This window comes from Ensifer sp. EB106-05-01-XG146 (assembly GCF_058791875.1).
In genome coordinates, this window is record NZ_JBYTDX010000002.1 from 1,619,633 (window position 1) to 1,639,013 (window position 19,381).

Sequence of the window (19,381 nt, forward strand, 5' to 3'; positions counted from 1 at the left end):
GAAACACTGGCGAGCGCCAAGCATGCAAAAGACCGGCGTCGCGATCCACGACCCTGCAAAATTCTCATCCGAGATCCCCTACTCCAACTCCGGGCGGGCCACCTCGAACCAGGTGCAGCGCCGCCACTGCTGACTAAGAGTGTGGGGAGCGCGTTCTCCTGACGTCACCGGACGATTTTTGTCAGAAAAGATTCTTGTAAGGCGCGAAACCGCCTTGCCGCCGGCGTCAACCTAACGCGACTGGACGAGGACCATCAGGCCCGAGAGCCGCAAGACACGGAGCGGCAGACTGGCTTCGAGAACGCTCAGTGCGTCGTCGGTATCGTGCAGATCGAAGATGCCCGACACTTCGAGCGCGCCGGCCTTCTCGTCGATGAGCAGGATCCGGCCGCGGCGGTAGCGCTCGAGCGTCGAAAGGACCTCACGGAGCGGCAGACGGGAGAAGACAAGCTTTCCGTCGCGCCAGGCCGTCCCGGCGGCAACATCCGTCTTCGTCAGGAACAGGCGACCCTGCCGGTCGATCGTTGCCGCTTCGCCGGCGCCCAGGATGGCTTTCTGCCCGGCCGCCTCGACTTCGACACGGCCCTCCTCCACCTTAACGTCGGCCGCTCGGTCCGCCCCCGTCGCGCCAACCGAGTAGCGGGTTCCGAGCGCCGTCGCGCTGATCGAGCCGTCTTCGACCACGAAGGGCCTCTGCGGATTTTTTGCGACGGCGAAGAACGCCTCGCCGCGCAGCAGCCGCACCTTTCTTTGCCCCTGATCATATCGGACGACGAGCGCCGTGTCGGTGTTGAGGTCCACCTGCGTCCCGTCCTCCAGCGCGATGCGCCTGACCTCGCCGACACCGGTGTAGTAGTCGGCGCGCCAACGGTCGCCATAGGGCGTCGCCAGCGTCAGGATCGCGACGCCTGCGGCAAGACAGAGCCCGACAAAGCCACCGACGCGGCGGCGGCGCTGTGCGCGCAACTGCCCGAGCCGCCCTTCGGGGATCGGTACCTCGCCGAGATCGCTCCATAATGCCCGCAGTTCTTCGTAGGCCGCCCGATGATCCGGATGCTCGTCGAGCCAGCGCTCGAATGCCTGGCGGTCGATAACGGTCGCATCCTCGGACTGCAGTCGCGCAACCCAGCCGGCAGCCGCTTGCAGAACGCTGTCATCGATTGTCTGGCGATCGCCACTCATTCCTGTCTTCCGGTCGAACTGAAAATGCCTTCGGGCGGTCCCAAAGAATCGCTCCCATCATCTTAGAGTTGAATGGATGGTTTTGCCTGATGTCGGCTCAGAAAATAATTTCGGCGCGTATTTTCCGGCATTCGAGCAGCGCCCGGATGATGTGCTTTTCGACCATGTTTCTCGATATGCCGAGCTGCTCGGCAATCGCGCCGTTGCTGAGGCCGTGCAGGCGGCTGAGGATGAAGACCTGCTGGCAACGGTTCGGAAGCCCCTCGATGGTGCGCGCCATGATCAAAAGGCACTGGCGGGCGTTGACGATGCGATCCTGGATCGGCCTGTCTTCGGCATGTTCCCTGCCGTCCTCGTCGGCAACGAACAGCGCCTGCTCGCGCGCGGTGCGCTCGGCGGCGACCCGCGCGACGGAGCGCGCGACCTGGAACAGATAGGCTTGCGGGTTCTCGATCAGCGTCGAGCGCGATGCCTCCAGCATGCGCATGAACGTTTCCTGCGTGGCGTCGACGGCATCCTCGCGACTTCTGAGGCGGCGGCTGAAGAAACGGCGTATCCTGCCCTCTTCCCGTTCGTGGAGCCCCTGCACCATCGCATCGGTCATCAATCTGCCTCTCCATCGCGGGAGCCGCGCGGCCGCCGCCGGAACCAGCGGTGGCGCCGTGCGCCCCCGCTTATGTTGAATGCGTTACTCATGTTTTATAAGTGAAGCCACGCGCGACCGCAATGCGCTGGCATGCCGCATAGGAAAACGGGGGGCGATACTGTTGCACGACCGCCACGTCGGCAGCGGCCACGGGCGGACGTGGCGCCGGCCCTATGCGTCTCCAATGCGCGTCAGGACAGTCTCGATCGAACCGAGTTCCGAAGCGATCCGCTCGATCAACAGCCGCACCCGGCGTGGCTGGACGCTCGCCGGCGGATAGACGATCTGCAATCCGGTTTCGCCGACCGCAAAATCCTTGAGAAGCTCGACCAGCGCGCCGGAGGCCAGGTCCTCGGCGATGTCCCACACCGACTTCAGGGCGATGCCGTGCCCCGCCCTGCACCACGCCCCCACCAGTCCGCCGTCATTGGCGACGCGACGCCCGCGCACCATGACCTTGTGCGGCTTGCCATCCACCTGAAAGGCCCATTCGCGGTCGAGATTGGCGCCGAAGCGCATGACGATGCAGTCGTGGCGGGAGAGATCGTCGGGATGCTCCGGCCGGCCCATAGCTTCGAGATAGGACGGCGCCGCACAGACGACGCGCCGGTTCTCCCCGAGCGACCGAGACCTCAGCGTGCTGTCGGCAAGCACGCCGTGCCGGATCGCGAAATCCATGCCCTGGCCGACCAGGTCGAGGTAACCGTCGGTGAGATTGAGATCCACCGTCACATCGGGGTGCTCCGCGAGAAAGCGATCGAGGATCGGTACGATGTAGCGCCGCCCCATATCCTCAGGCGCGCTCAGCCGGATCGGCCCCGAGATCGTGCGCGTGCCCGACCGGATGCCGCTCTCCAGTTCGTCGGCCTCCGCCAGCAGCCGGCGGGCGCCGTCCACCAGTAGGCGGCCCTCCTCCGTCAGACTGATCGCCCGCGTCGTGCGTTTCAGAAGTGCGGCGCCATAGTGGGCCTCGAGTGCTGCCAGCCGCTCGGAGACGGAGGCTGGCGACAACCCCTTCTCGCGGCCGGCGGCGGAAAGCCCGCCCTTTTCGACGATCAGAAGAAACAGAGCCAGATTGTCGAGCAGCATCTTTCGCTTTCTCCGAAATATAATTTTAGAAATAAGCCAATTATCCGGATGCGCCGCAAGCGCTAAATTTGCTGGCGAAAGGAGACGCGTGATGCACATCGACCACGTCACCATCCGCACCACCGATATCGACGCCACACGCGCGTTCTTCGAGACGGTCTTCGACCTGACCGTCGGCGAGCGTCCGGCAGCTATCCGCCGAATCCCCGGCTGCTGGCTCTATGCCGGAGGCAAGCCGATCGTCCACCTCATCGGCAGCCGTGGCGTGGGCTTCGAGCGTGCGGCCGAAGCGATCGATCATGTCGGCTTCCGGTTCGAAGGCTACGCCGCCTTCCGCGCCAAGCTCGACCGGCTCGCCATTCCCTATTCGACGATGGACCTTGCCGACATCGGCGAGCGGCGGCTGTTCCTGCGCGCGCCCGGCGGACCGCTGCTCGAAGCCGTCTTTTCCGAACCCTTTCCCACTCTTCCTCCGGAGAATGACCATGACTTTCACTGACACCACCGTCTCCGTCGTCATCGGCGGCACCAGCGGTATCGGCGCCGCCGTCGCCAAGGCGCTTGCCGAGCGCCCGGGTCGGGTAGAGATCGCCAGCCGCGCCACCGGTCTCGATCTTGCCGATGCCGCGGCAGTGGTCGCCTATTTCCAACAGCTCGGTCCGTTCGATCACCTGATCGTCACGGCTGGCTCCTCGGCGCCGGGCGGCACCGTCGTCGATATCGACCTCGAAGCAGCCAAGGCCGCCTTCGACGTCAAGTACTGGGGCTCGATCCTGCTTGCCCGCGAGGCGGGCAAGAGCATTCGGCCCGGCGGTACGATCACCTTCACCTCGGGCTTTCTCGCCCGCCGATCGGTGCCGGGCACCTTCGTCAAGACGGCGATGAACGCGGCACTCGAAGCAACCGCCAAGGTGCTGGCCAAGGAATTGGCACCGCTGCGGGTGAACGTCGTCAGCCCCGGCCTGACGCGAACGGAAGCCTATGCCGGCATGGCCGGCGAGGCGCGCGACGCGATGTTCGATCGCGCCGCTGCAACACTGCCTGCCGGCCGCGCCGGGCAACCGGAAGATATCGCCAGCGGCTATCTCTTCGCCATCGACAATCCCTTCGTCACCGGCTCGGTCATCGACATCGAAGGCGGCGCACTGATCAACTGACGTGCTTCCCCGCGCTTGGCCCTGCCGCTATGCGACTGCCCCTCCCAAAGGATCTCACCATGCCATCGCTCTTTTCTCCGATCCCGCTCGGGTCCTTGACCCTACCCAATCGCATCGCGCTTGCGCCGATGACGCGGGCGCGAAGCAGCCAGCCGGGCAATGTGCCCAACGCCCTGATGGCCGAGTACTATGCCCAGCGCGCCTCGGCCGGCCTCATCGTCACCGAGGCCACCCAGATCTCGGCGCAGGGCCAGGGCTACTCGTTTACACCCGGCATCCACTCTCCCGCGCAGATCGCCGGCTGGCGGCTCGTCACCGACGCCGTACACCGGGCCGGAGGCCGCATCATGCTGCAACTCTGGCATGTCGGCCGCATGAGCCATGAGAGTTTCCACGACGGCGGACGCCCGGTCGCACCGTCTGCGATTTCGCCGGACGCAAAGGTCTGGGTGGCCGATCCAGAAACCGGCATCGGCGCGATGGTCGACAGCCCCTTGCCGCGCGCCTTGGAGCTGAGCGAGATCGCCGGCATCGTCGAAGATTTCCGCCAGGCGGCGGCCAACGCCATCGAAGCCGGCTTTGACGGCGTCGAGATCCATGGCGCCAACGGCTACCTGATCGACCAGTTCCTGCGCCGCTCGTCCAACCGGCGCGACGACCGCTATGGCGGCCCGGCCGAAAACCGCATCCGCTTCCTGGTCGAGGTCGCCGAGGCGGTCGCCGGCGAGATCGGCGCCTCCCGGGTCGGCATCCGGCTGTCGCCCTATATCACCCAGCGCAACATGAAGGACGACGAGATCATCCCGACGATCCTGAAGGCCGCGGGCGAAATCGACCGCATCGGCCTTGCCTATATCCATCTGGTGGAAGCCGACTGGGACGATGCGCCCGTCATCCCCGACGACTTCCGCCGCGAGCTGCGCGCCACCTATTCCGGCCGCATCATCGTCGCCGGCCGCTATGATCGTAAGAAGGCCGAGACGATCCTTGCCGCCGGTCTTGCCGACATCGTCGCCTTCGGCCGCCCGTTCATCGCCAATCCGGACCTGCCGCGCCGACTGAAAGACGGGCTGCCGCTCGCAAGCTTCGACGGGGCCACGCTTTTCGGCGGCAGCGCCGAAGGCTACTCTAGCTATCCGGCACTCGAGCGCGTGGCATGACCGCGGCAATCACACCTCTTCACCCCACAAAGGAGCAACTCATGAAAGCTGTCGCCCTCACCCGCTATCTCCCGGTTTCCGACCCGGAGAGTTTCCTCGATGTCGAGCTCCCGAAGCCGGAGCCCAAAGGGCATGATATCCTGGTCGCGGTCCGCGCCGTCGCGGTCAATCCCGTCGACGTGAAAATGCGCGCGCCGAAGGACAAGGTCGAGGAAACGCCGCGCGTGCTCGGCTGGGACGCAAGCGGCGTGGTCGAGGCCGTCGGTGCTGATGTGACGCTGTTCCAGCCGGGCGACGCCGTCTACTACGCCGGCGACCTGACTCGATCGGGATCCAACCAGCAGTATCAACTGGTCGATGAGCGCATCGTCGGGCGCAAGCCGAAGAGCCTGTCCTTTGCGGAAGCGGCCGCCCTGCCGCTGACGACGATCACCGCCTATGAGGCCTTCTTCGACCGGCTCGGCATCGACCGGGACGGCGCCGACCACGGCCAGTCGATCCTCATCGTCGGTGGCGCCGGCGGCGTCGGCTCGATCGGTATCCAGCTGGCAAAGCGCGCCGGCCTCACCGTCATCGCCACCGCCTCGCGGCCGGAAACCATCGCCTGGGTCAAGGAACTTGGCGCCGACCACGTGGTCAGCCACCGTGAACCGCTGGTCGCGCAGGTCCGCGCGCTCGGCTTTCCCCATGTCGACCACATCGCCATCTTCAACGACATGCGCCACTGGGACGACGCTGTCGAGCTGATCCGGCCGCAAGGCGGCATCGTTTCGATCGACAACACCGACGTGCCGATGCCGATGGCCGGCATGAAGACCAAGGCGGCGAGCCTGCATTGGGAGTTCATGTTCGCCCGCCCGATGCACCAGACGCCCGACATGATCGAACAGCATCGTCTGCTGAGCTTCGTCGCCGACGAGATCGATGCCGGACGGCTGAAGACGACGCTTGCCGAGGTGCTGTCGCCGATCAACGCGGCGAACCTGCGCGAAGCGCATCGCCGCATCGAAACCGGCGCTGCCAAGGGCAAGATCGTCATTGAAGGCTTTGCCGGCTAAGTGCACCAGCTGCCGATTTAAACGAAATCGCTTGCCGCGACATAGATTGCGGCAAGCACCTGTCACCTCTGAAATTTCCGCGGCACCCGCGCCGCGCCAAACGGCCGAGCGACATTGGCGGTCGCCGCGACCCGCGTCGCCCTGTGCACGGCAATCGCATCAACGCTCGCCCCGATGAAATTGCGATCGCGGCGCGATATCGATATATCCACGTAGATATATCGAATCTTCGAGGCTTCCCTTCAAACCAATCCCACAGATCCCCTCGAAAACGCTGAAACAGGCGGGCTTTGCAGGTGCGCCCAATACCGGCGTTAACGCCCACCGAAAATGCAAGGAGAATGCCCGTGCCCTATGAACTCGTCGTCTCCCAGGGACGCATCGCCGACAGAACGTCCGGCGCCATCCCCGGGGCGGCCCTGACGGCCGAAGCGCTGAGCAAGCGCACCGGGCTGCAGCCGACCGTTATCGGCAGCCCGTCACCGGCAAAGGAAGACGACTGGTCGGCAAGCCTGCCTGAGGCCGGGGAGACCCTGGCCGCTTTGCAGGCGGCGATTGCCGCAACACTTGCGCGTGGCAACAAACCACTTTTCATCGCCAATACCTGCTCCGCCAGCCTTGCGACACTGCCGGTCGTCGCGCGGGAACGCGCCGACGCGGTCTTGCTCTGGTTCGATGCCCATGGCGATTTCAACACGCCGCAGACCACCGAAAGCGGCTATCTCGGCGGCATGGTGCTGGCTGCCGCCTGCGGGCTCTGGGAGAGCGGCCACGGCAGCGGGCTGCACCCGGCAAAGGTCGTCATCGTCGGCGCGCGCGACATCGACCCCGCGGAGATGGATTTGCTGCGGCAGGCAGGCGTGTGCATCCTTTCGCCGACAGAAGCGACGCCGGAAGTCATTCTTTCGTTGATCGGCGATGCGCCGGTCTGGATCCATGTCGATTGGGACGTGCTCGAGCCGAAGCATGTGCCGGCCGCCTATGCGATCGGCGGAGGCCTCTATCCGCAGACCTTGCGCGCCATCTTCGCGGCAATCCCGAAAGAGCAGATTGCCGGCATCGAGCTCGCGGAATTCGAGGCGTCTGAGGCGGCGCTGAAGAATGAAGCTGCGATCGAATGCCTGCTTGGCGTCGTGGAACCGTTGCTGGCTTGACGCGGAGCGGCGTCGAGCCGGCGCCCTGTCACCCGTCCGTTTCCGGATCGGCCTTTACATTCGTGATGATCTCGCCGAGCACCAGATGCAGCGCGTCGCGGTAGCCGTTGCGGGCCGACGGCCCGCTTTCGGCCGATGTCATCACCACCGTCAGATCCAGGTTCGGCACGATGTAGAGCATCTGGCCGCCATAACCCCAGGCGAAATGCACTTCTTCACCGGCGATCTGGCGCTCGAACCAGCCATAACCGTACTCGTCGCCGGAGAAGCGCGAATTGGTTCGATGCTGCCAGGAGGCCGCGACCCACCCTTCCGACACCAGTTGCTGGCCTGACGCCGTGCGGCCGCCATTGCGATAGAGTTCGCCGAAGGCAAGCAGGGAGCGCGGGCTCATCGCCATCTGGTTGCCGCCAAGGTAGATGCCTTGCGGATCGCGATCCCAGGCCCCGATGCGGAAGCCCTCGAGCGGCCCCAGCCACGCGCGCGCGAGCGCCAGGGTCGACTTGCCGCTGACCTTCGTCAGGATCGCCGAAAGCAGATGGGTCGAGGCGGTGGAATAGAGCATCTCACCACCCGGATCGTCGTCGAAGGGCTGGGCAAGCGCCGTGCGCACCCAGTTCCGGCTGGCGACCCATCGCCCATAGTTCGGGCCCGAGAGACGGCCGAGCCCGGCCTGCATCGAAAGCAAATGACCTATGGTGATGTCGTTGATGCGCGGATCAGGCGAGGCCGGCAGGTCCGCCTTCAGGATCGGCGCGATCTTCTGCTCCGGACCTTCGAGCAGCCGCTTGTCGATGGCGATGCCGACCAGCGCCGAGATGATCGATTTCGACGCCGACTTGATGTTGGTCGAGTCCGTCACGCGGTTGCGGCCGTAACCACGCTCAGCGACGATCTTGCCGTCGCGGGCGACGATCACGGTCTTCAGGGGATCAAGCTCTGACCGTGAGGCCAGTTCGTCCAGCAAGGCCGAAATCGGCGATGGCGTCTGAGCCGCGACCGGCAAGGCGACAAGCGTCGAGACGACGAGTGCCAAAGTGGAGATGCGGGCAACGAGGACTGCGACAAATCTGATCATGGATCAGCATCTAAGACCAGCTTGCGCCGCCGTCATCCACCGCACGGCCATCTCACGGCGATTTGACAGACCGGTGAGCACGCCACTGCCGCAGTTGTCAGCCTGCCGGCCGTCTCGCAAAAGCTTCGACGAAGCGCGTCAGGCTCTGCTCGACAAAGACCGTGACCGGCACCTGCGGGTCGAAGCTCCACCAGAGCAAGGATCCCTGCCATTGCGACGCCATCAGCAGACCGAGCCCCGGGCTCGCAGCGGGAAGGCCGGCGAGGCATTCGTCGAGCACGCCTGCGAGCACGTCGCGCCACTTTGCGCCGCGGGCACGGAGCAACGGATCGCGCAGGTCTTCCCGCAGAATCCTGAGGTCGTCGGCATAGCTGTCGATACCGCCATAATCGCCCGAGAGGCCGACGAGCAGTGCGATGGCGCCCTCCGGCGTCCGCGGTACGCTCGCCATCAGCTCCGCCGTCTGCCCGTCCAGCCCGTCCCAGGCCTGGCTGAGCGCCCGCTGGATCAGCTTCGCCTTGTTCTCGAAGCGCTGCACCAGCGTGGCGCCGGAAAGGCCCGTACGTGCAGCCAGCGCCGCGAAGGTCAGGCGATCTGGACCATCGGCCCGCATCAATGCGAAGGCGGCGGCCAGCAGCTCTTCGTCAGGCATGGTTTTTGGGCGAGGCATCTTGACTCTCATTTATAACCGAACAATCATTTATATATCACCCGAGCAAGAAAACGCCAGTCGGCAAGCGGCCGCGAAGGAGAAGAATCATGACACTCGAAGGAAAAGTCGCCCTCGTCGCTGGCGCGACGCGCGGCGGCGGGCGCGGCATCGCGACCGAACTTGGCGCCGCCGGCGCCACTGTTTACGTAACCGGCCGCACCACGCGGCAACAGCAATCCGATTACGGGCGTCCCGAAACGATCGAGGAAACCGCCGAGATCGTCACCAGCCTCGGCGGCAAGGGCATTCCCGCCCAGGTCGACCATCTGCAGCCGGCGCAGGTACAGGCGCTTGTCGAGCGCATCCGCAGCGAACAGGGACGGCTCGACATCCTCGTCAACGACGTCTGGGGCGGCGAGTTGCTGTTCGAGTGGAACAAGCCGGTCTGGGAGCACAATCTCGAAAACGGGTTGAAGCTCCTGCATCTCGGCGTCGATACGCACCTGATCACCGCCCACTATGCCCTGCCGCTGATGATCGAGAAGCCCGGCGGCCTCTTGGTCGAGGTGACCGACGGCACCGCCGAATACAATGCCGAGAACTACCGGCTGTCGCCGTTCTACGACCTTGCCAAGGTTTCAGCGAACCGCATGGCCTGGGCCCACGCCAAGGACCTTTCGCCGCACGGCGCAACCGCGGTTTCGATCACGCCCGGCTGGATGCGGTCGGAGATGATGCTCGAACATTTCGAGGTCGGTGAAGACAACTGGCAGGACGCCACAAAGAACCAACCGCACTTCGTCATTTCGGAAACACCACGTTTCGTCGGCCGCGCCATCGCGGCGCTCGCGGCCGATCCGGACAAGTCCCGCTGGAACGGCCAGTCGCTGTCGAGCGGCGGGCTGGCGCAGGTCTACGGGTTTTCCGATCTCGACGGCTCGCGGCCCGATTGCTGGCGCTACATGCGCGAGGTGATGGAGGCGAACAAGCCGGCCGACGCAACCGGCTATCGTTAGGCGTTGCCGCCAAAACCCGTCACCGGCAAACTTGAAACGACGGGCGGCCTCCTATAGTTCGGTGTTTCGGGCAACCAAGCGCCGCCGCCCGCCATCCGGATGTGGCAGCGCTATCGAGTGTGATTGAACATGGCATCGCGGGATCGGTATTCGAGAAAGCTGGAATGCGCCAAATGCGGAGCCGCCGGCTTCGCCGAAGCGTCGGAAAACGACAAAGGCAAGGGCAGCAATCGCGGCTTTACCATCGACGTGATGCCCAAGGGCTTCTCGACTGAACGCACCTCTCCCGACCCCGCCAAGCACATGGTGCGCTGCCGCTGCGGCAACGTCTTTGCCTTCAAGCAGAAGACCGTCTATGCGCCCGGCAGTGAGCCGCGGGACTGACGCAGCGGGACTTTTCCGGCGCCCGCGTTGAGAAAAAATTCACCATCTTGTCTCAACATCGACCCAATCGGCGGTCAGCTATGGCAGCGCGCGTTCAAAAATTTTTGATCGCGAGCGCCAGGGACAAAGGCTTGCAGCCAGGGCTGTCACCGCTTAATCGCTGAACTTGAGGCTGAACCGAACTGCGTCGAACGCAACCGGCCGGCACACACGCCACACGAAGGACGCTTGGTGGCGGAAGCATTTCCAGGAGCCCGCATGCGGCGCGAGACGATCAAGAGCCCTTCTTCCGAGACACCTCAGGCCGGCAGGATATTCGCGCAGGTGCGACGGATGCGGCATGCCTTGGCGATCGGCGCGATGGCCCTGGCGCTGTCCGGCTGCATGGCGCTCGACGCCGACGACGTGCGCGAGCCACCGCCGATCCCGGCCAAGCTGATCGCCGCCATGGCGAAGAACGGCAGCAAGCCGGAAAGCCCGGTGTTGATCCGCATCTTCAAGCAGGAAAGCGAACTGGAAGTCTGGAAACAGAATAAGCAGGGCCAGTACGCGCTGCTGAAGACCTATCCCATGTGCCGCTGGTCGGGAAAGCTCGGCCCGAAGATGAAGTCGGGCGACCGCCAGGCGCCGGAGGGCTTCTACCACGTCTCCGCCGGCATGCTGAACCCGAAATCGCAATATTTCCTGTCGTTTAACCTCGGCTACCCGAACCGGCTGGAATCGGCGCTCGGCTACACCGGTGAAGCGCTGATGGTGCACGGCGCCTGCTCGTCGTCCGGCTGCTACGCCATGACCGACCAGGGTGTCGGCGAAATCTATTCCGTGGTGCAACGCGCGCTCGCCGGCGGCCAGGGCACGTTCCAGGTTCAGGCCTATCCCTTCCGCATGACGGCGGAGAACATGGCCAAGCACCGCGGCGACCCGAATTTCGACTTCTGGAAGAACATCAAGCAGGGCTACGACATCTTCGAGGCGACGAAGCGTCAGCCGAAGGTTTCGGCCTGCGGCCGCCGCTACGTCTTCAACACCGATTTCGCCGATGGCGAACCGTCCGACCCGCTTGCCGCCTGCCCGGCGGCGATCTCCACGCCCGATGCCGGGCTGGTGGCGCGACTGCAATCGGAGGACGCGAAGCTCGCCGGCATGATGACCAACCAGACGTCGGCGCCGCTGAACGCCTATGTCGATGGCGGCATGCATCCGAGCTTCCGGGCGCTTCTTGAGAAAAACGGTGCTGAAAAGCTGGCCGCGAAGATCTCGGGAACTAAGTATCCTATCAGCCGACCCGAAGCGGCGCTGGCGGACCCCTACGCCGGCCTGTGATCGTTCCGTCGGCTGGCGACGCACAATTGACTTAAAAGGTCGGTTGCATCGCCGGTAGCGAATAGAGGACGATCGAGGATTACATGCCCGAAAGAGAGTTCCGCCGCCGCGCCTTCCTGCAGCTTTCCGCCGGGTTGGCGGCCGTTGGTCTCGCCGGCTGCGCCTCGCCGCGGCCTACTGTGACGCGCTCCTATGCGCCGGAACCGGTTCCCGAGACCAACACGTTCCTGGCCGACATGTACGGCGAGAAGCCGAACGAGCCCTACCCGCTGCCGGCCATTCCCTACGAGAAGATCGATCCGCGCTTCTACCGCCAGATGGTCGCCGATCCGACCGGCGAAAAGCCGGGAACGCTGGTCGTCGACGTCGGCAGCCACTTTCTCTATAGGGTCTATGAAGGCGGCCAGGCGATGCGCTACGGCGTCGGCCTCGGGCGTGCCGGTTTCGCCTGGGCCGGGCGCGGCGTCATCCAGTACAAGCGCGAATGGCCCCGCTGGAAGCCGCCGAACGAGATGGTGGCGCGCCAGCCCGAGCTGCAGCAATTCAGCATCGAGGCGGGCGGCATGGATCCCGGCCTCAAGAACCCGCTCGGCGCCCGCGCCATGTACATCTTCCAGAACGGCGAAGACACGCTCTACCGCATTCACGGCTCGCCGGAATGGTGGACGATCGGCAAGTCGGTGTCGTCGGGCTGCGTGCGCATGATCAACCAGGACGTCGTCGATCTCTACAACCGCGTGCCGAACGGCACGCCGATCGTCGTCACCGATCTCTCGGGCGGCGGCATGGTGCAATCGCAGCCGATGCAGGACGCGCAGCCCCTGCCGGATGGGCAACCATTGCCGGACTCCCAGCCGGTGCAGCGGTCGCCCGACTATATGCTGATGGGGCCGGACGGGCTGCCGCTTCCGCAGCCACTTTGAGGCAATCCGTCCGGCAAGGGCGCAGAAATTACGCCAGATTGTCGCCCATCACAGGACGAGCAGCGGCGTCTTGCCTCTGACGCGATCATAGAGATCGATCGCGTCCTGCTGCAGCATCCGCACGCAGCCCGCCGACGCGTTCTTGCCGATCGAGCGCCACTGCGGCGAGCCGTGGATGCGGTAAAGCGTATCCTGGCCGTCCTGGAAGATATACATGGCGCGGGCGCCGAGCGGATTGTCGAGGCCCGGATCCATGCCGCCGGCATCGATGCCGTATTTCTTGAGGTGCGGCTGGCGTGCGACCATGTCGTCGGGCACCGTCCAGCGCGGCCACTTGCGCTTCCAATGCACGACGGCACGCCCCTTCCAGGCGCGGCCGGCCGCACCAAGACCGACGCCGTAACGGATGGCGCGGCCGCCGGGCAGGACGTAGTAGAGGAACATCGTCTGGGTATCGACGACGATCGAATGGGGCGGCTCGTTGGTGGCATAGGCCACTTCCTGGCGCAGGAACTGCGGCTTGATCTCGGTGTGCTGGATGCCCGGGACGTCGTAGCCTTCGTCCTTCACCGGCGCGTAGATCCTGGCATAGTCGAAGGTCTTCGTCGGCACGCCCGCCGCATCCGCCGCCTTTTCCGGCGAGCCGCCATCACCGCCGATCGGCTCGATCAGCTTCGGTTTCGGTTCGGGTTTCGGGATCTGCGTGCAGGCGCTCAAAACAGAGCTGGCGATCACCGCGAGCAGCGACCGGCGGGACAAATTCATCGACACTGTATTCAATTCCAGGGTTGGAGATTTCGGTTGGGAGGTCCGAGGGGAGGCCCAAGGCTGTTGGGCCGAACCGTGACCGAAATGTGGTGAAAATCTTTCTTTGGCGTGGATCGCTTGCGCGAGGCGGTACTCGTTTTCGAAGTGTTGCAGAATTCCCGCGCTCGCTGCCTGCCCTCACCTAACCGATCGCCATGTCGCCCTTGGTCGGATCCGGAATGACGACGATGGTGCTGCCGTCGCGGACCTGATCATGGAGGTAGACGACATCCTGATTGAGCAGGCGAATGCAGCCGGAAGAGACCGCCTTGCCGATCGAAAATGCCTCGGGACTGCCATGGATGCGGTAGAGCGTGTCCTTGCCGTCCTTATGGATATAGAGCGCGCGGGCGCCGAGCGGGTTCTTGATGCCCGGGGGCATGCCGCCATTGGCGATGCTGTAGGGCTGGAGTTTCGGCTGACGCGCGACCATCTCGTCGGGCGGCGTCCAGCGCGGCCATTTGCGCTTGTAGGCGACGATCGCCCGGCCCGACCAGGCAAAGCCCTCGCGCCCGACGCCGATGCCGTAGCGCATCGCCCGCCCGCCCGGCAGCACGTGATAGAGGTATTTCGCGGGCGTATCGACGATCAGCGTGCCGGGCCGCTCACTGGTCGGATAATCCACCTCCTGCCGCCAGAACTTCGGATCGACCTCGGCGATCTTCACCTCGGGGATCGGAAACTGCTCGTCGGGCATCGCATAGTACATCGGCGGCACCGTCCGGCCGGCTGAGGGGCGGACGGGCGTGACGGCTGCCGGCACCACCGCCGGCGTCGGGCGGGCGGTCGCGCAGCCGGTGACGAACAGCGAGGCCGCGCCGACGACAAGGCTGCGGCGGGTCAGCGTGATGCCGGTCTTGTGATCGGCCGTGGAGGAAGAAGGCTCGTGTGCTTCGGTCATATCGGGCATTCAACGATTCGATTGTTGCAATGCCGCCTCAGAGGGAAGTCCTACCTTAAGGCTGCCTTAAGGGAGCGATTAAAGGATCGCGCTCTCAGAAATGTTAGGAGTAGCGATGCGAGTCCTGATCGTCGAAGACGACGATATCCTTAGAGACGGCCTGAAGGTCGGCCTGGCGCTGGCGGGCTTCACCACCGATGCCGTCGGCACCTGCGATGCGGCCGCGACGGCGCTTGCCGCCAACGGCTTCGACGCGGTCGTGCTCGACCTGATGCTGCCCGACGGCTCCGGTCTCGACATTCTGCGGGACCTGCGCGCCAGGCAGAGCGACATTCCGGTGCTGCTGTTGACCGCACGCGACACCGTGCGCGATCGCGTTGCCGGCCTCGACACTGGCGCCGACGACTATCTCGGCAAACCCTTCGACCTCGACGAGGTCGCCGCCAGGCTTCGGGCGCTGGCGCGACGCTCCAGCGGCCGGGCGAGCGCCGCGCTGGAATGGTCGACGCTCAGGCTCGATCCGGCCAGGCAATCGGTGGAACAGGCGGGCAAACCGGTGCAACTCTCGCGGCGCGAATATTCCATCCTGCATACGCTGATGTCGCACCCGGGGGTGATCTTCTCCAAGACCAAGCTGGAGGACAAACTCTACGGCTGGCAGGAGGAAATCGAGAGCAATGCCGTGGAGGTACACATCCACCATCTGCGCAACAAGCTCGGCCCGGGACTGATCGAAACCATCCGGGGCATCGGCTACCGGCTGGGCGGAGCCGGCTGATGCAATCGCTGCGCGCCCGGCTTTTCGCCATCCTCCTGATCACGACGGGGCTCCTGTGGCTATCGGCCACCGTCTGGATCTTCCTCAGCACCCGCGCCGAAGTCGAGCGCGTGCTCGACGCGCGGCTGATGGAGGCGGCGCGCATGGTGAATTCGCTGATCGTCAGCCCAGACATGATGAAGGAAGAAGGCGACACCCATGCCAACCGCCCGGCACAGAGCGCAATCAGCATCCCGCTGCTGGAGCACCCGCATTACGACCGGCAGCTCTCCTGCCAGATCTGGTCGCTGGACGGAACTCTGATCGGCAAGTCGGACAGCGCGCCCGACACAACGCTTGCACCCCACGCCATGGGCTTTTCCGAAACCGTCATCAACGGCGAGACCTGGCGTGTCTTTGCGGTGGAGAATGCGAGCCTCGGCGTGCGCGTTCTCGTCGGTGACAACCTGCGCATCCGCGACCGGCTGGTCAACGACCTGGTCAAGGGGCTGTTGCTGCCGGCGCTGCTGATCATTCCGCTTCTGGCCGTGCTGATCTGGCTCTGCGTCGGGCGTGGCCTCGCGCCGCTGCGCAAGCTTGCCGGCGACCTTGCCGCGCGTGAAGCCTCCGACCTGCACGCGATCGAGGACACCGGCACGACGCGCGAGATCAGCCCGGTCTTGAAGTCGCTGAACGGCCTTTTTGCCCGTGTCGCCGGCGCCCGCGAGCGCGAGCAGAATTTCATCGCGTTTGCCGCCCACGAGCTGCGTACGCCGCTGGCGGGCCTCAAGACGCAGGCGCAGGTGGCGCTCGCCAGCGACGACGGCGAAATCCGCGAGAAGGCGCTCGGCCAGATCGTCGCCGGTGTCGACCGGACCGGCAAGCTGGTGCGGCAACTGCTCGATATCGCCTCGGTCGAAGCCACCGAGAGCGGCAGGCCGGCGGCCGGTTTTGATGTCGGCGAGATGCTGACAAGTCTTCGCACCGAACTCGCCGGCCAGGCGCGTCGCGTCGATGTTGTCGTCGACGGGGCGATGTCCGGTCTCAGGATCAATATGGATCCGGACCTCTTCCGGCTCGCGGCGCGCAACCTGCTCGAAAACGCCATCAACCATTCGCCACCGGGCGCAACGGTCTCTTGCCACGCCGAGATACGAGGCCAGCATCTGGCAATCGCGATCGACGACGAGGGGCCTGGCATCCCCGAGGAGGAAATGCCGCGCGTGACCGAGCGCTTCTTCCGCGGTCGGTTCAAGGCGGCGGCCGGCAGCGGGCTCGGCCTCAGCATCGTCGAGCGTGCGCTTGACCGAACCGGCGCCGAACTCGAACTGCGCAACCGACCGACCGGCGGCCTCTCGGCTCGCATCGTATTGTCGCAAGCGCTCGCGCCGTGATCGATCGCGATTGTTTCAAACAGAGGGGGATGCGGGCGGAGACCGCACCCGTTTTGTCATCTCGCTCTAAGCGCTTTTCCGCATCGGCGGGTCCGGCAGCGGCACCGCGGCCATCAGCGCCCGGGTGTAGGCGTCCTGCGGATCCTCGAACACGGCGCGGCGCGTTCCCATCTCGACGATGCGGCCGCCGCGCATGACGGCGACATGGTGCGACATCCGCTCGATCACAGCCATGTCGTGCGAGACGAAGAGATAGGCAAGACCCATCGTCTCCTGCAGTTCGAGCATCAGATCAAGCACGCGTGCCCGCACTGACACGTCGAGCGCGGCCACGCTTTCATCCGCGACAATCAGCTTCGGATTGACCGCCAGCGCGCGGGCAATGCAGATGCGCTGCCGCTGTCCCCCGGAGAACTCGTGCGGATAGCGGCTGGCAGCATCGGGCCCAAGCCCGACACGGCGCAACAGATCGGCGACGCGATCCGTGCGTTCGCTGCGATTGCCGATGCCATGGATGAGCAGCGGCTCGGCGATCGCCGCCCCGACCGCCATGCGCGGGTCGAGCGAGGCATAGGGATCCTGAAAGATCATCTGCGCGGAGCGGCGCACGGGCCGCATCTGGCGTTGCGACAGCGCGCCGATCTGCTGGCCGTCGATCGCCACATCGCCATCGAATGGAATGAGGCCGAGCACCGCCTTGCCGGTGGTCGACTTGCCCGATCCGCTTTCGCCGACGAGCCCCAGCGTCTCACCGGGGAAGATGTCGAAGGAAACGTCGCTGACGGCGGCGGCCAGCTTCTTTCCGCCCAACAGTCCGCTGGGCTTTTTTCCGTAGTGGACGGCGAGGTCACGCACGGACAGGACCGGGCTCGCCGCCCGCGAGACGGATGCCGCAGCCGTTGCGGCGATGCGCGGCGGGCCGTCGGTGCCGGCATGCGCCCCCAGCCTCGGCACGGCCGCCAATAACTCCTGCGTGTAGCGCTCGCGCGGCGAGCGGAAGATCGGCAGTACGTCGCCCTGCTCGACGATGCGGCCCTGCTGCATGATGACCACGCGGTCCGCCATCTGCGCGACCACGCCCATGTCATGGGTGATCAGCACAATCGAAGCGCCGAATTCCCGCTTCAGTTCCTTCATCAGCGTCAGGATCTGCGCCTGCACGGTAACGTCGAGTGCCGTCGTCGGCTCGTCGGCGATCAGCACCTTGGGTCGGCACGAGAGTGCCATCGCGATCATCACGCGCTGCCGCATGCCGCCGGAAAGCTCGTGCGGATATTGCGTCATGCGCCGCGCCGGCTCGGTGATGTGCGCCGCATCCAGCATGCGCAGGGCGACGGCACTCGCCGTTCCCCCCTCGGAACCCTGATGTTCGCGAATGGCCTCGGTCAGTTGCTCGCCGATCGACATCACGGGATTGAGCGATGTCATTGGCTCCTGAAAGACCATCGCGACATCGCCGCCGCGCACGCTGCGCATCGCACTGTTGGAGAGCTTCGAGAGTTCGCGCCCTTCGAGCTTGATGCTGCCGGAGGCGATCCGCAGCGAGGCTTTCGGCAGGAGCCCCATGACAGCAAGCGAAGTCACGGATTTGCCCGAGCCGCTCTCGCCGGCAATGCACAGCGTTTCGCCGCTCATGAGGTTGAAGCTGACGGCATCAAGGACCCTTCGCGGCCCTTGCGGCGTCAGCGCATCGACGCAGAGGCCATCGATGCCGAGCACGGGTGCTGCCGTTGTCACGAAAAGACGATCCTCGGGAAGTAGAAGGAAACGACCCAGTTCGGAGCGTCGACGATCTCGCTGATGCGGAGGTCGCCGCAGACCGAGCAGAGCAGATAGGCATCGACCGGACTCAAGCCGTGTTCGGCGCCAAGCAGGTCGATCATGCGCATCAGGCTTTCGCGCGCGCCGGTCATCAGATCCGGGCCGATGCCGGTCGTCACCTCGTAACCGGCAGCATCCAGATGACGGGTCACCGGACCCGGCGTAGTGAACCGCGGGCTGGCGAGACGGGAATCCTTGACGAGCTCGATCGTGGCTTCGACCTCCATTTGGCTCTCGATCGCGGTGCCACAGACCTCGCCGTCGCCCTGGGCTGCGTGGGTGTCGCCGATGGAAAACAGCGCGCCCTCCACCTCGACCGGCAGATAGAGGGTGACGCCCGATGTGAGATCGCGAATGTCGAGATTGCCGCCGACCCGGCGCGGCGGCACCACCGAATGCAGGCCCGGTTCGGCCGGCGCGACGCCGATCGTGCCGGCGAAGGGCTTCAGCGGCACGCGGCCGCCCGGTCCATAGAGCGCCGGTGCCATGGTATTCGCATCATAGGACCACATGTGCAGCGCCGGATCGGTGAACTGATCGGCGAGCAGGCCGAAGCCCGGAATGTTGGCCGTCCAGCCAACGCCCGAGGGCACGAAGCGGCGGATCGTCACCTTCAGCGCGTCGCCGGGCGCAGCACCTTCGACATAGACAGGCCCCGTCACCGGATTGATCTTCTCGAAATCGAGCGAGGCCAATGTCTCAAGCGTTGAGCCAGCGCCGAGCTGCCCGCCGGAAGAATCCAGGCATTCGAAATGGATGGTCTCACCGGGCTTGGCGATCAGCGTCGGCTCGAAGTCGCGGTTCCAGCCGAAATGATGCTTGGCGCGATGGATGGTGTGTGTGCAGGCAACGCACATGAAATCTCTCCCAAACTCATGA

Annotated in this window: 20 protein-coding genes; 11 read left to right on the forward strand and 9 right to left on the reverse strand. The window is 65.1% G+C overall.

Going from position 1 to position 19,381, the window contains the following annotated elements:
* Positions 1-231 precede the first annotated feature (231 nt).
* The 3 genes from AC3WVQ_RS27475 to AC3WVQ_RS27485 all read right to left on the reverse strand — a co-directional run bounded on the left by AC3WVQ_RS27475 (position 232) and on the right by AC3WVQ_RS27485 (position 2,917).
* Positions 232-1,182 carry a FecR family protein gene (locus tag AC3WVQ_RS27475; protein WP_090425918.1) on the reverse strand — a complete coding sequence of 317 codons (951 nt, stop codon included), beginning with the start codon at positions 1,180-1,182 and terminating at the stop codon, positions 232-234.
* A gap of 97 nt (positions 1,183-1,279) precedes the next feature.
* Entirely contained in the window at positions 1,280-1,786 is a 507-nt protein-coding gene (locus AC3WVQ_RS27480) for a sigma-70 family RNA polymerase sigma factor (RefSeq protein WP_060601781.1), read from the reverse strand.
* Positions 1,787-1,999: 213 nt separating this feature from the next.
* Positions 2,000-2,917 carry a LysR family transcriptional regulator gene (locus tag AC3WVQ_RS27485; RefSeq protein WP_060601783.1) on the reverse strand — a complete coding sequence of 306 codons (918 nt, stop codon included), beginning with the start codon at positions 2,915-2,917 and terminating at the stop codon, positions 2,000-2,002.
* 91 nt (positions 2,918-3,008) lie between these two features.
* On the opposite strand from AC3WVQ_RS27485, the gene AC3WVQ_RS27490 reads away from it, so the two are divergent.
* From AC3WVQ_RS27490 to AC3WVQ_RS27510, 5 genes are all read left to right on the forward strand, one after another.
* Positions 3,009-3,416: a VOC family protein gene (locus AC3WVQ_RS27490; protein WP_060581066.1), complete on the forward strand. Its 408-nt coding sequence runs from the start codon at positions 3,009-3,011 to the stop codon at positions 3,414-3,416.
* Complete coding sequence (locus AC3WVQ_RS27495) at positions 3,403-4,074, forward strand: SDR family oxidoreductase (protein ID WP_492383269.1); 672 nt, start codon at positions 3,403-3,405, stop codon at positions 4,072-4,074. Before AC3WVQ_RS27490 ends, AC3WVQ_RS27495 begins: the two co-directional genes overlap by 14 nt.
* A 59-nt stretch (positions 4,075-4,133) precedes the next feature.
* Positions 4,134-5,234: an alkene reductase gene (locus tag AC3WVQ_RS27500; protein ID WP_060530393.1), complete on the forward strand. Its 1,101-nt coding sequence runs from the start codon at positions 4,134-4,136 to the stop codon at positions 5,232-5,234.
* Positions 5,235-5,275: 41 nt separating this feature from the next.
* The gene (locus AC3WVQ_RS27505; protein WP_060644600.1) at positions 5,276-6,292 is read left to right on the forward strand and encodes a zinc-binding alcohol dehydrogenase family protein; all 1,017 of its coding nucleotides are present in this window, start codon (positions 5,276-5,278) and stop codon (positions 6,290-6,292) included.
* A 347-nt stretch (positions 6,293-6,639) separates the two neighbouring features.
* Positions 6,640-7,446, forward strand: coding sequence for an arginase family protein (locus AC3WVQ_RS27510; protein WP_268088223.1), 807 nt, complete (start codon positions 6,640-6,642; stop codon positions 7,444-7,446).
* Positions 7,447-7,474: 28 nt separating this feature from the next.
* Here the strand turns inward: AC3WVQ_RS27510 and AC3WVQ_RS27515 are convergent, their stop codons facing one another.
* Both AC3WVQ_RS27515 and AC3WVQ_RS27520 read right to left on the reverse strand, forming a co-directional pair.
* Positions 7,475-8,524, reverse strand: coding sequence for a serine hydrolase domain-containing protein (locus tag AC3WVQ_RS27515; RefSeq protein WP_034805481.1), 1,050 nt, complete (start codon positions 8,522-8,524; stop codon positions 7,475-7,477).
* Positions 8,525-8,621: 97 nt separating this feature from the next.
* Positions 8,622-9,194, reverse strand: a complete 573-nt coding sequence (locus AC3WVQ_RS27520) for a TetR/AcrR family transcriptional regulator (protein WP_112985521.1) — start codon at positions 9,192-9,194, stop codon at positions 8,622-8,624.
* A gap of 89 nt (positions 9,195-9,283) precedes the next feature.
* On the opposite strand from AC3WVQ_RS27520, the gene AC3WVQ_RS27525 reads away from it, so the two are divergent.
* The 4 genes from AC3WVQ_RS27525 to AC3WVQ_RS27540 all read left to right on the forward strand — a co-directional run bounded on the left by AC3WVQ_RS27525 (position 9,284) and on the right by AC3WVQ_RS27540 (position 12,822).
* On the forward strand, positions 9,284-10,192 hold the full coding sequence (locus tag AC3WVQ_RS27525; protein WP_034805465.1) for an SDR family oxidoreductase: 909 nt from the start codon (positions 9,284-9,286) through the stop codon (positions 10,190-10,192).
* A gap of 129 nt (positions 10,193-10,321) precedes the next feature.
* Positions 10,322-10,576, forward strand: coding sequence for a hypothetical protein (locus AC3WVQ_RS27530; RefSeq protein WP_034805462.1), 255 nt, complete (start codon positions 10,322-10,324; stop codon positions 10,574-10,576).
* 333 nt (positions 10,577-10,909) lie between these two features.
* Positions 10,910-11,899 carry a L,D-transpeptidase family protein gene (locus tag AC3WVQ_RS27535; protein ID WP_060530479.1) on the forward strand — a complete coding sequence of 330 codons (990 nt, stop codon included), beginning with the start codon at positions 10,910-10,912 and terminating at the stop codon, positions 11,897-11,899.
* Positions 11,900-11,982: 83 nt separating this feature from the next.
* Positions 11,983-12,822: a L,D-transpeptidase gene (locus tag AC3WVQ_RS27540; RefSeq protein WP_082566580.1), complete on the forward strand. Its 840-nt coding sequence runs from the start codon at positions 11,983-11,985 to the stop codon at positions 12,820-12,822.
* A gap of 48 nt (positions 12,823-12,870) precedes the next feature.
* Here the strand turns inward: AC3WVQ_RS27540 and AC3WVQ_RS27545 are convergent, their stop codons facing one another.
* Positions 12,871-13,587, reverse strand: a complete 717-nt coding sequence (locus AC3WVQ_RS27545) for a L,D-transpeptidase (protein WP_060530387.1) — start codon at positions 13,585-13,587, stop codon at positions 12,871-12,873.
* Positions 13,588-13,771: 184 nt separating this feature from the next.
* Positions 13,772-14,530 (reverse strand): L,D-transpeptidase, encoded by a 759-nt coding sequence (locus tag AC3WVQ_RS27550; RefSeq protein ID WP_060581085.1) that lies wholly within the window; start codon positions 14,528-14,530, stop codon positions 13,772-13,774.
* A gap of 115 nt (positions 14,531-14,645) precedes the next feature.
* On the opposite strand from AC3WVQ_RS27550, the gene AC3WVQ_RS27555 reads away from it, so the two are divergent.
* Together AC3WVQ_RS27555 and AC3WVQ_RS27560 are read left to right on the forward strand one after the other, a co-directional pair.
* Positions 14,646-15,308, forward strand: a complete 663-nt coding sequence (locus tag AC3WVQ_RS27555; RefSeq protein ID WP_034805456.1) for a response regulator — start codon at positions 14,646-14,648, stop codon at positions 15,306-15,308.
* Positions 15,308-16,681 (forward strand): ATP-binding protein, encoded by a 1,374-nt coding sequence (locus AC3WVQ_RS27560; protein ID WP_113187141.1) that lies wholly within the window; start codon positions 15,308-15,310, stop codon positions 16,679-16,681. Before AC3WVQ_RS27555 ends, AC3WVQ_RS27560 begins: the two co-directional genes overlap by 1 nt.
* A 66-nt stretch (positions 16,682-16,747) precedes the next feature.
* Here the strand turns inward: AC3WVQ_RS27560 and AC3WVQ_RS27565 are convergent, their stop codons facing one another.
* Together AC3WVQ_RS27565 and AC3WVQ_RS27570 are read right to left on the reverse strand one after the other, a co-directional pair.
* Complete coding sequence (locus tag AC3WVQ_RS27565; protein WP_268088215.1) at positions 16,748-18,418, reverse strand: ABC transporter ATP-binding protein; 1,671 nt, start codon at positions 18,416-18,418, stop codon at positions 16,748-16,750.
* Entirely contained in the window at positions 18,415-19,359 is a 945-nt protein-coding gene (locus AC3WVQ_RS27570) for an acetamidase/formamidase family protein (protein ID WP_113187143.1), read from the reverse strand. Before AC3WVQ_RS27570 ends, AC3WVQ_RS27565 begins: the two co-directional genes overlap by 4 nt.
* Positions 19,360-19,381: the final 22 nt, after the last annotated feature.